The 10142-nt window shown below is 61.6% G+C and carries 11 protein-coding genes; 3 read left to right on the forward strand and 8 right to left on the reverse strand.

From position 1 onward, the window contains the following. Positions 1-16: 16 nt before the first annotated feature. Together KUIN1_RS10155 and KUIN1_RS10160 are read left to right on the forward strand one after the other, a co-directional pair. Positions 17-1429 carry an aspartate aminotransferase family protein gene (locus KUIN1_RS10155; protein ID WP_011267338.1) on the forward strand — a complete coding sequence of 471 codons (1413 nt, stop codon included), beginning with the start codon at positions 17-19 and terminating at the stop codon, positions 1427-1429. 81 nt (positions 1430-1510) lie between these two features. Continuing rightward, positions 1511-1729, forward strand: coding sequence for an MbtH family protein (locus KUIN1_RS10160; RefSeq protein WP_003304661.1), 219 nt, complete (start codon positions 1511-1513; stop codon positions 1727-1729). 622 nt (positions 1730-2351) lie between these two features. On the opposite strand, the gene KUIN1_RS10175 is transcribed toward KUIN1_RS10160, so the two are convergent. The 8 genes from KUIN1_RS10175 to KUIN1_RS10210 are packed head-to-tail and all read right to left on the reverse strand — an operon-like array spanning position 2352 to position 8555. Then, on the reverse strand, positions 2352-3269 hold the full coding sequence (locus KUIN1_RS10175) for a metal ABC transporter substrate-binding protein (RefSeq protein ID WP_024659859.1): 918 nt from the start codon (positions 3267-3269) through the stop codon (positions 2352-2354). Then, positions 3270-4169 (reverse strand): metal ABC transporter permease, encoded by a 900-nt coding sequence (locus tag KUIN1_RS10180; protein ID WP_024641872.1) that lies wholly within the window; start codon positions 4167-4169, stop codon positions 3270-3272. Continuing rightward, on the reverse strand, positions 4169-4933 hold the full coding sequence (locus KUIN1_RS10185) for a metal ABC transporter ATP-binding protein (protein ID WP_024641871.1): 765 nt from the start codon (positions 4931-4933) through the stop codon (positions 4169-4171). Before KUIN1_RS10185 ends, KUIN1_RS10180 begins: the two co-directional genes overlap by 1 nt. Then, positions 4930-5862, reverse strand: a complete 933-nt coding sequence (locus tag KUIN1_RS10190; protein WP_011267340.1) for a metal ABC transporter substrate-binding protein — start codon at positions 5860-5862, stop codon at positions 4930-4932. Before KUIN1_RS10190 ends, KUIN1_RS10185 begins: the two co-directional genes overlap by 4 nt. Positions 5863-5897: 35 nt before the next feature. After that, entirely contained in the window at positions 5898-6464 is a 567-nt protein-coding gene (locus tag KUIN1_RS10195) for a DUF6162 family protein (RefSeq protein ID WP_024650818.1), read from the reverse strand. After that, a complete protein-coding gene (locus tag KUIN1_RS10200) occupies positions 6461-6793 on the reverse strand; it encodes a hypothetical protein (protein ID WP_003406932.1) in 333 nt (110 codons plus the stop codon). Before KUIN1_RS10200 ends, KUIN1_RS10195 begins: the two co-directional genes overlap by 4 nt. After that, positions 6790-7335, reverse strand: a complete 546-nt coding sequence (locus tag KUIN1_RS10205; RefSeq protein ID WP_116886356.1) for a thiamine pyrophosphate-binding protein — start codon at positions 7333-7335, stop codon at positions 6790-6792. Before KUIN1_RS10205 ends, KUIN1_RS10200 begins: the two co-directional genes overlap by 4 nt. Then, complete coding sequence (locus KUIN1_RS10210) at positions 7332-8555, reverse strand: PepSY-associated TM helix domain-containing protein (RefSeq protein ID WP_003406927.1); 1224 nt, start codon at positions 8553-8555, stop codon at positions 7332-7334. The genes KUIN1_RS10205 and KUIN1_RS10210 overlap by 4 nt, the downstream gene beginning before the upstream one ends. Before the next feature lie 296 nt (positions 8556-8851). Between KUIN1_RS10210 and KUIN1_RS10215 the strand changes: the two genes are divergently transcribed. Beyond that, positions 8852-9829, forward strand: coding sequence for a TauD/TfdA family dioxygenase (locus KUIN1_RS10215; protein WP_024650819.1), 978 nt, complete (start codon positions 8852-8854; stop codon positions 9827-9829). The last annotated feature ends 313 nt before the right edge of the window (positions 9830-10142 follow it).

Consider the following 10142-nt stretch of genomic DNA (forward strand, 5'->3'; position numbering starts at 1 on the left):
ATTGAGGGTTGCACAGATGTCAGTCGCTACCAGGTTTATCGATGATCAGCCGACACGGGTTGCCCCGGCTGCGGCTGAGACGCTCTACCAGTTCGACGAATCGCCACTGCTGGCCCGACAGAGTCGCCAGGAGTCCAACGCACGCAGCTACCCGCGGCGCATACCGCTGGCGCTCAAACGCGCCAAGGGTATTCACGTCGAGGACGTCGAAGGGCGGCGCTTCATCGATTGCCTGGCAGGCGCGGGCACCCTGGCGTTGGGGCATAACCATGCGGTGATTATCGAAGCGATCCAGCAAGTGATCGCCGACGAGTTGCCGCTGCATACGCTGGACCTCACCACGCCGGTCAAGGACCAGTTCGTTCAGGACCTGTTCGGCCTGTTGCCGCCAGCGCTGGCCGATGACGCGAAGATTCAGTTTTGCGGCCCGACCGGCACCGATGCAGTGGAAGCCGCGTTGAAGCTGGTACGCACCGCTACCGGGCGCAGCACGGTCTTGTCATTTCAGGGCGGTTATCACGGCATGAGCCAGGGCGCATTGAGCCTGATGGGCAGCCTGGGGCCGAAAAAGCCGCTGGGTGCCTTGCTCGGCACCGGCGTGCAGTTTCTGCCGTACCCCTATGATTACCGCTGCCCGTTCGGGCTTGGCGGCGAACAGGGCGTGCGCGCCAACCTGCATTATCTGGAAAACCTGCTCAATGACCCGGAAGCCGGCGTGCAATTGCCCGCAGCGGTCATTCTTGAAGTGGTGCAGGGCGAGGGTGGAGTGATCCCCGCTGATCTGGACTGGCTGCGCGGCGTGCGACGCATCACCGAAAAGGCCGGCGTGGCGCTGATCGTCGATGAAATCCAGAGCGGTTTCGCACGCACCGGCAAGATGTTTGCCTTCGAACATGCCGGGATCATCCCGGACGTGGTGGTCATGTCCAAAGCCATTGGCGGCAGCTTGCCACTGGCGGTGGTGGTCTATCGTTCCTGGCTGGACACCTGGCTGCCGGGCGCACACGCCGGGACGTTTCGCGGCAATCAGATGGCCATGGCTACCGGTTCTGCCGTAATGCGCTATCTTCAGGAACACTCTATTTGCGAACACGCGACAGCCATGGGCGCGCGTCTGTCCGGGCATTTGCGTGCCTTGCAACGTGACTTCCCGCAGTTGGGCGATATTCGCGGGCGCGGGCTGATGCTCGGTGTCGAGCTGGTCGACCCGTCCGGTGCGCGCGATGCACAGGGTCATCCGCCGCTATTTTCGCGCTTGGCGCCGCTGATCCAGCGTGAATGCCTCAAGCGCGGGCTGATTCTGGAACTGGGCGGTCGACATGCCAGCGTGGTACGTTTTCTGCCACCGCTGATCATCACCGCCGAGCAGATCGACGAAGTGGCAGAGATCTTCGGCCGTGCGCTGAACGCCGCTGTCGCCCAGGTTTAATTTTTCGACGTAGTGATACGTTCAATCCCTATAGCTGCCATGAATTGGCGCGGCAGCCCTGAACACACATGGAGAGTAGCAATGACTTCAGTATTCGATCGGGAAGACATCGTCTTTCAAGTTGTAGTCAACCACGAAGAACAGTATTCCATCTGGCCCGACTACAAGGCGATCCCCAATGGCTGGCGCACCGTGGGCAAGAGCGGCTTCAAGAAAGAATGCCTGGCCTACATCGAAGAAGTCTGGACCGACATGCGCCCCCTGAGCCTGCGCCAGAAAATGGAAGCGCAGACGGCCTGATTGACGGTCTGCACGGATACTTCGATTATCGTGCGACGCTCCGCGTCGGTCTGCACGGACAATCCGATTATCGTGCGACGCTCTGCGTCGTCATGCCGTTCCGGACGCTCCGCGTCCTCTTTGCGACGCAGAGCGTCGAGAACTGCATTCCCACGCTGGAGCGTGCGGAACGATAATCTGAACTTCGTGCTGAAGCTCTGCGTCAGGCAACTCAACTATCGTGCGACGCTCCGCGTCGTCATGCCGTTCCGGACGCTCCGCGTCCTCTTGCGACGCAGAGCATTGCGAACTGCATTTCCACGCTGGAGCGTGAGGAACGATAATCTCAACTCCGTGCTGAAGCGCTGCGTCGGGCAACTCAACTATCGTGCGACGCAGAGCGTCGTCATGCCGTTCTGGACGCTCCGCGTCCTCTTTGCGACGCAGAGCGTCGCGAACTGCATCCCCACGCTGGAGCGTGAGGAACGATAATCTCAACTCCGTGCTGAAGCGCTGCGTCGGGCAACTCAACTATCGTGCGACGCAGAGCGTCGTCATGCCGTTCTGGACGCTCCGCGTCCTCTTTGCGACGCAGAGCATCGCGAACTGCAATTTCCACGCTGGAGCGTAGGGAACGATAATCTCACTCCTTGCCAGCCAGCACCCCGATAATCCCCTGAATATCACCCTGTAACTCCGCTAGCGGGTCAGCGCCGTCAATCCCCAGCACCAACAGCTTGCTGCCAGCCGCCTCGATGGCGGCCTTGACCGGCGCGGGTGGCTGGCGGTGATCGAGCACCAAGGCCACGTCGTTATCCTTCAGGGTCGCGCTCAGTTTGCTCAAGGCTTCTGGCGTCCATTGCTCGTCCGTCAGTGCCTGAGTGTCGATCAGCTCCAGATTCAGCCCGCTGATCAAATAGCCGAAGCGATCCGACAAACTCACCACACTCAAATTATCGGCACCGGCCAGCGCGGCTTCGCTGATGGCGCTGAGCTTGAGTAGCTGCTGTTTGAACGCCGCCAGATTGGCCTCGATTTTCGGTTTGGCGGCCGGTGCCAGGCGCACCAGGTCCGCTGCCAGCACATCCGCCATACGCCCCATGTTATTGCTCGCCAGCCACGGCTGACTGTTCAATCCGTCAGTGCCCTGACCCGGCTGTACGGCGATGCCCGGCAGACTGCCGTCCACCGGACGTGCGGCATCGATCTCGACGATACGAATATTGCTGCGCCGTGCATTGGGGTAGAGCGGGTCATCGGCCCAGATCGAGCGCAAGCCGATCACCGCGTCGGCGTTGTTCGCCAGCCCGCGCAAGGCATCGGCACCACGCCCGGTGAAATACGCGGTCTGACGCGAGCCCGGCAGGTTGGCCGCGGCAGCGCGGTCCAGCACCACACCGCTGTCCTTGAGCAGTATTTCGCCCAGGCCATAAGTGATCGGCAGGCTGGCCAGCACTCGCACCGGTTGCGGTTTATCGGTTTTGCTGTCGGCCGCCTGCAGGCTGTTGCTGAACAGGCCGGTGATGAGCAGCGCCAGACTCAAGGTACGTAACGTGGGCATTTATCCAATATTCCCTTTCAGGCTCGGCAGCGTGCCGCGAGCGATGGCGGCCAGGGCGAAAGCAATGCCCGCCACCAGAATGATTGCCGCGCCGGACGGCACAGGCAGGTCGTAGACGATGGGCAGCAGGATGCCGCACAGGGTGCTGATGGTCGCGATGGCCACCGAGATCCAGAAGAAGCCTTTCAGCGACTGGCTCAATAACCTCGCTGCCGCCGCCGGAATCACCAGCAGCGCACCGACCAGAATCGCGCCGATGACTTTCACCGCCGCGACGGTAATCAGCGTCACCAGAATCACGAACAGGTAATCCAGCGTCTTTACCGCCACGCCGCGCACCGCAGCCAGCTGCGGATTGAAGCTGGCCAGCATGATGCGGTTGTACAGCGGCAGGCTCAGGCCCATGACCAGCGAACCGACAATCAGCAGCACCAGCAGGTCGTTACCGTTGACGGTCAGTACCGAGCCGAACAGCACGTTTTCCAGAATGTGCACGTTGATCTTGCCGGCCAGCACCAGCAGCAGGCTCGCGCCCAGTGCCAGGGATACCGACAGGAACACGCCGATCAGCGTGTCCGGTGCTAGCCCGGTGCGGTTGCGCAGGTAGTTGAGGACGATGCCGAACAGCAGGCAATAGCCGAACAGGGCACCATAGGGGCCGGTGTAGGGTTCACCGAGCAGAATGCCGATCGCCACCCCGGTGAGTGCCGCATGACCCACGGCTTCGGAGAAAAACGCGAAGCGCTTGACCACCACCAGCGTGCCCAGACCGCCCAGCACCGGGCCGATCAACAGCCCGGCGAGCAGGGCGTTGACCACGAAACCGTAGGCCAGCGCCTCGGGCAGGTAACCGGACGAGGCGAGGCCCTGAATGAACAGGCGAAAGGTTTCGTAATCCATTACGCGATCCTCCCGGCACTGCTATCCATCGTGCGCGGGTGCGCGGAAAACAGGGTCAGCAGCCGTTCCGGGGTCAGCGCGGTGGCGGCCGGTTCGTCGAACAGGATGCGTCGGTTGAGCCCCGTAACCTGATCGGCCAGACGCCTGACGGCATCCAGGTCATGCTCGATCCACAGGACCGTGAATCCGCTTCGGCGCCAGTCACCCAACAACCGCTCAAACACCTGAATACCCGCCTCATCCAGCGCCGACATCGGCTCATCCAGCACCAGCAATTGCGGCGCAGGAATCAGCCCCTGCGCCAGCAGCACGCGCTGCCGCTCGCCACCGGACAGCGCGCCCATGCGCCGTTTGCGCTTGTCCTGCATGCCGACCCGTTCCAGTGCCTCGCCAATCGCTGCTGCGTAGTGCTTCGACAAGCCCAGAAACGCCGGGCGTCGCTGACACATGGCCGCCATGAAATCGTCCACGGTCATCGGCAGGCCACGGTCGAACTCCAGCGCCTGCGGTACATAGCCGATCAGGCCCGGGGCAGCAGGCCACAGCAGGCTCAACTGACCTTGATGCGGTGTCTGCCCGAGCAGGGTCTTGATCAGCGAACTTTTGCCACCGCCGTTCGGGCCGACCAGTGCGTGTACGCTGCCGGCGCGCACATTGAAGTGAACCTGATCGAGAATCGTGGTGCGCCCGAGGGTCAGGCTGACCTGATTGAATTCGATGCCCGGCCCCTGGCTGACGATGTCGAGGTGCTGTGCAGCCGTCATGCGCCCGACTCCTGAATGGCACGTACCACCGTGTCGAGGTTGCCGGCCATTTCCTTTTCGTACTTGTCGGCGGTGTACTCGCCATAGGAAATGTGCGACAGCGGGTACAGCCGAACTCCGGATTCACGCTGAATGGTCTCGACGTAGGTGGACGGGAAGTCCATCTCCGAGAAGATCACTTTCACATCCAGCTCACGCAGTTGGTCGATGGTTTTTTTCAACTGACTCGGGCTGGGCTCGATGCCATGCGCCGGTTCAACCACGGCGGTGACTTCCAGGCCGAATTCGCGCAGCAGGTAGTCGTAGGCGGCATGCACCGTGGCCACGCGCAGGTCGGCATTGGGTGCCTTGGTCAGTTTGGCGAGCGCGTCGGCGCGCATCTGGCGCAGGCGTTTGCCATAGGCACGGGCATTGGCGGTGTAGGTTTTGGCATTGTCCGGGTCCAGCTTGCCCAGCTCGCGGGCGATATTGTTGACCTGCGCAATGGACGCACTGATCGACAGGAAGGTGTGCGGGTTGACCACTTTGCCGGCACCTCGCGCCGCCACCCCGGTGGCCGCCAGCAACGGCACATCGGCGTTGGCCTCGATGGTCTTGATGTTCGGCGTTTCACTGGCGGCGATCATGCGGTCGGCAAAGTCGTCATGGCCGACGCCGTTGAGTACGATCACGTCCAGCGAACCGATGCGCTTGATGTCCTCGGCGCGCGGCTCATAGGCATGCGGGTTGAAGCCCGCCGGGATCAGCGGCACGACGTCGGCCTTGTCGCCGACGATATTGCTCACGTAGCTGTAGTAAGGGTGCAGGGTAATGCCGATGCGCAGGCGTTTGGCCGGTTCGGCGGCGAAGCCGGACGGCGCCAGCAGGGCGACCATCAGCCCCGTCAGCAGGACGCGCAGCAAGGGACGGCGTTTGAGTGAAATAGGCATGGGCAAGCGGTCTTCTTTCAAAGGAATGCGGAGTTTCAGTGCGGGTGCTGACGGGTCACGCCAGCATCGAATTGCGCGACGACCTGTTTCCAGCCTGAATCGATCAGGGCCTGGTCACCGAGGTCGCTGACCGCCGCCGGCGAGGCGTTGCGGTTGATCCAGATGTCCGGCTGCTCGCCGGAATCGACACGCATCAGAAACGAACCGGCCACGCTCGGCGTCCGGCTCAGCCCCAGATAGGACCGCTCGATCATCTGCCAGGCATGATCGCCACGGCTCACCGAACTGGCATCTTTGGCGAACGGCGCAAAGCCTTCATCGCCCAGTTGCTCTGGGGTGATCGGTGTCTGCTGCTCGGTGGCCAGCAGGCGGATTTCATCGAGGGTCACGCGCAGGTCGGCGTAAATGCCTTGTTCCGCAGCGCTCAGGTCGCGTCGTGCGTCCAGTTGATGGCTGGAGACGCTGTGCGTTTCCTGAGTATCACGGTGCAGGCTGATCACGCCGGCAGCGCTGCCGAGGATCAGCAGGCACAGCAACAGGACGTACAGGGTTTCATGCCCGGCGCCTGCCGGACGGACGATATGTCGGGTCGGTGCGCTCATGGGGCCTGGATATCCGCCTGATCGATTTCCACCACGTGACCGGGTCCGGCGTCGAACAGCACGTAGAACTCCGAAGCCGGGCGCTTGAAGGTCACGGTCGAGTCTTCGCCGAGCTTGCCGGGCACCAGAATGGTTTCGTCGTAGCCGATCACGTCCAGGGTCACACCCGGTGCACCACTGCCGTCGGAAAAACCGCCGGTGCAGCGGATCTGCTCGGTGTCGATCTGTTTGCATTCGCACATCGGGTTATGCGCCAGGGCGTTGCTGCTCAGGCCAAGCAGGCACAGGGCACTGGCCGTCAGCCAGCGCAGGGAAGGGCGGGCACTCATGGTTGGGCTCCTTGTTTTTTCAGCCACGCCACGGTGCTGGGCGAAGCCTGTTGCAGGGGGATGGAGGTCTGATGCACGGCGCCGTCCCAGCCTTCCATGGTGATCCACAGCTCGGCGTCGGGATCGGTGTTTTGCGCAATCTGCATGGAGGCGCTCATGCGGTAGCCGCCACCGAAGAAAATCACCCCGGCGGTGCGCAGGCTGCGCGGTTTGCCGATGCGCAGATAAGTGGCCTTGACCCGGTCGATGCAGGCGTTGCACAGCGCCGCATTGAAACTTTTCATGTAGCCCGATGGGCCGGAAAGGCGCGGCGCTTCGTTGCGGTCTTCTGCCAGGCGCAGGCTCCACGGGCCGACCTGAATCTCGCCGATCTCGCGCTGGCCAAGGCCCTGATCACCGCGATCCAGCGCGTTATCGGAAAAGTACTTGGGCATGAAACCCAGCGGGATCAGCACCAGCAGCACGTTGATATGGAAGCGCCATTTGTGCCAGAAACGACTCAATGACGATGCAGGTTGTGCAACAGTGGCGGCCTTGCTCACAGGCTGTTCTCCGGGGTGCGGGTCGCCAGCGGCGAGGGCGAGGTGTTTCGTGGGGTTGCAGCGGCCGTTGCCGGGCGGGCTCGGGTTTCACGCTTGAGGGCGTTGAGCGTCGCCAGTGCAGTACGCTTGCTCCAGATCAACAGGCCGCTGAGCACCATCATGCTTAGCAGCAGACCGAAGAACGCCCAGATCAGCTTGATCCAGATGCCGCCGAAATCACCGGTGTGCAGCGGCCGCATGGACTCGGTGACGAACTCCAGTTTGTTGCGGTCCGACAGCAGGTGCGAGGCGGCAATCTCGCCGCTGTACGGGTTGATTTCGGCAGTCTGGAACATCAATGGATACCAGCTGCGCCCACCCACCTGCAGGTTGCTGTAGGCATTGAACGGCGGCGTGATGAAACTGGCTTCCAGGCCCGGAATCCGCTCCCTGGCGATTTCCACGGCGCGCTCCAGGCTGATGGTCGGCGCGGGTCTGCCGTCGGCAGTCAGTGGTACGGCGCTGTGCGGGATGATCGACGCGACCTGGGATTTGCTGGAAATACTGATCTGGTTGTCGCCCAGAATCGCCTGGATCAGAAACCACGTGCCGGTGATGGAAATCACCGCGATGAACCAGATCGACCAGACGCCGCTGAGGCGATGCAGGTCGCCCCAGAAAATCCGCGGGCCCTGGCTAAAACGCACGGGCTTGAAAAAGCCGCGCCAGAATTTCTTGTAGACCACCAGCCCGGTCACCAGCGACGCCAGCAACGGCAGGCCGAGAATCGACACCAGATACCAGCCCCACGAATAACCGTTGGTAAACGGCACCAGCCACCAGCCGTGCAGCGCGCGGGTGAAGCGGCGGAAGTCGAACGACGGGGTAATGCCCTGAATCACCCCGGTGTAAGGGTTGACGTAAGCCGGCACCGAACGCCCGTCGGGGTAGGTGATGAACACGCTCAAGGCGAAGTAGTCGCCGTCCGGCTGCATGATGGTACCGACGATCAGGTCCGGTTGGTTGCGTTCGATGGTGGCGCGAATCTGTTCGAAGTTCAGGCGCCGGGCATCATCGGAAGGGCGGTTGTCACGCATCTCCGGGTTGGCCAGCCACATGATTTCCTTGCTGACCACGGCCAGCGTGCCGGTCACACAGACGATCAGCACGAAGAACCAGATCGGCAGGGCCAGCCAGCTGTGGACGAGAAACCAGATTTTTGAACGGGACTTCTTCGACATGGATAAACAATCTCGATTCACGATGTGGAGCGGCCGCAGGGCGGTGCCCTCTGTCTGTACGCGCGGGCGATATAAAAGCGTCACATTAAGTCAAAGACGAATGAGAACTGAATTCCTATAGGAATTTTTTGCGTTTAAATGCAAAAAATTGTTTCAGGACGGCCGAACACCTCCGCATGCCGCATGAATAGGGCGGTACGGTTAATTTTTCAGCGGCGCAGTACGTTCAATCTGGACATTGGTGTTGCGCCAGGCCGCAGGGGCTCGGGCGCTTTTGCCATCAAGGGAGAAACATCATGAGTCATGCGTTGAGTTTGGATATCCGGCCGTTGCTGGCAGGGGCGGGCAGCTTGCCGATGCTGGTGCAGGCACCCGAGCCCGGTCTGGACTTGATGGAAGCGCTGGGCGAACTCAAGCCGCTGGTCGCCGGGCACCTGTACAGCGCCGGCGGGATTCTGTTTCGCGGCTTCGAGGTCGGTGGCGCAGAAGCGTTTCGCGAGTTCGCCGCCGGTTTCGGCGATCCGCTGCTTAACTACGAGTTCGGTTCTACGCCGCGGAGCAACGTTACCAAAGGCGTGTACACCTCGACCGAGTACCCGGCGCACCAGAGCATACCGCTGCACAACGAGCAGGCGTACACGCTGGAATGGCCGATGAAGATCTGGTTCTACAGCATGATCGCGGCGCAGACGGGTGGCGAAACACCGATCGCCGACAGCCGCGAAATCTACCGACGCATCCCGGCGCGCATTCGCGAACGCTTTGTCGAAAAGAAACTGATGTACGTGCGTAACTACGGCAACGGGCTCGATGTGGAATGGAGCCAGGTATTCAACACCGAAGATGAGTCTGTGGTCGAAGCCTACTGCCGGGCGCACAACATCGAATGCGAATGGAAAGACGACGGCGAACTGCGTACCCGGCAGATTTGCCAGGCAGTATCGCGCCACCCGGTGACCCATGACAGCGTCTGGTTCAACCAGGCGCACCTGTTCCACATCTCCAACCTGCAACCGGAAGTGCGCGAAACCCTGCTCGACGTAGTGGACGAAGAAGACCTGCCACGCAACGTCTACTACGGCGACGGCTCGCCCCTCGAAGAAACCCTGCTGGACGAAATCCGCGGCGTACTCGACGAATGCACCGTCAGCTTCCCATGGCTGGAAAACGACGTCCTGATGCTCGACAACATGCTCACCGCCCACTCCCGCGCACCCTTCACCGGCAAGCGCAAAGTCGTGGTCGCCATGGCGCAGGGACATTCGGATAAGTAACCGCCTATAGATCATCGTGCCCGACTTTTGATTATCGTGCCGACGCTCCGCGTCGGTACGCCGTTCTGGACGCTCCGCGTCCTCTTGCGACGCAGAGCGTCGTGAACTGCATTCCCACTGGAGCGTGAGGAACGATAGGCTCAATATTGATTATCGTGCCGACGCTCCGCGTCGGTACGCCGTTCTGGACGCTCCGCGTCCTCTTTTGACGCAGAGCGTCTTGAACTGCATTCCCACGCTGGAGCGTGAGGAACGAGAAGCGCCCGGCTACCACCGCAACGAACCTTTCTAAATATTTCCTCGCCAATTCGTT

Source organism: Pseudomonas sp. KUIN-1, from assembly GCF_009176725.1.
GTDB lineage: Bacteria > Pseudomonadota > Gammaproteobacteria > Pseudomonadales > Pseudomonadaceae > Aquipseudomonas > Aquipseudomonas fragariae.

Bases quoted from the DNA above. Each gene is read 5' to 3' on its own strand.
- KUIN1_RS10195 (WP_024650818.1), bottom strand. From the start codon at position 6,464: ATGAGCGCACCGACCCGACATATCGTCCGTCCGGCAGGCGCCGGGCAT.
- KUIN1_RS10185 (WP_024641871.1), bottom strand. From the start codon at position 4,933: ATGACGGCTGCACAGCACCTCGACATCGTCAGCCAGGGGCCGGGCATC.
- KUIN1_RS10215 (WP_024650819.1), top strand. From the start codon at position 8,852: ATGAGTCATGCGTTGAGTTTGGATATCCGGCCGTTGCTGGCAGGGGCG.
- KUIN1_RS10175 (WP_024659859.1), bottom strand. From the start codon at position 3,269: ATGCCCACGTTACGTACCTTGAGTCTGGCGCTGCTCATCACCGGCCTG.
- KUIN1_RS10180 (WP_024641872.1), bottom strand. From the start codon at position 4,169: ATGGATTACGAAACCTTTCGCCTGTTCATTCAGGGCCTCGCCTCGTCC.
- KUIN1_RS10190 (WP_011267340.1), bottom strand. From the start codon at position 5,862: ATGCCTATTTCACTCAAACGCCGTCCCTTGCTGCGCGTCCTGCTGACG.
- KUIN1_RS10200 (WP_003406932.1), bottom strand. From the start codon at position 6,793: ATGAGTGCCCGCCCTTCCCTGCGCTGGCTGACGGCCAGTGCCCTGTGC.
- KUIN1_RS10155 (WP_011267338.1), top strand. From the start codon at position 17: ATGTCAGTCGCTACCAGGTTTATCGATGATCAGCCGACACGGGTTGCC.
- KUIN1_RS10160 (WP_003304661.1), top strand. From the start codon at position 1,511: ATGACTTCAGTATTCGATCGGGAAGACATCGTCTTTCAAGTTGTAGTC.
- KUIN1_RS10210 (WP_003406927.1), bottom strand. From the start codon at position 8,555: ATGTCGAAGAAGTCCCGTTCAAAAATCTGGTTTCTCGTCCACAGCTGG.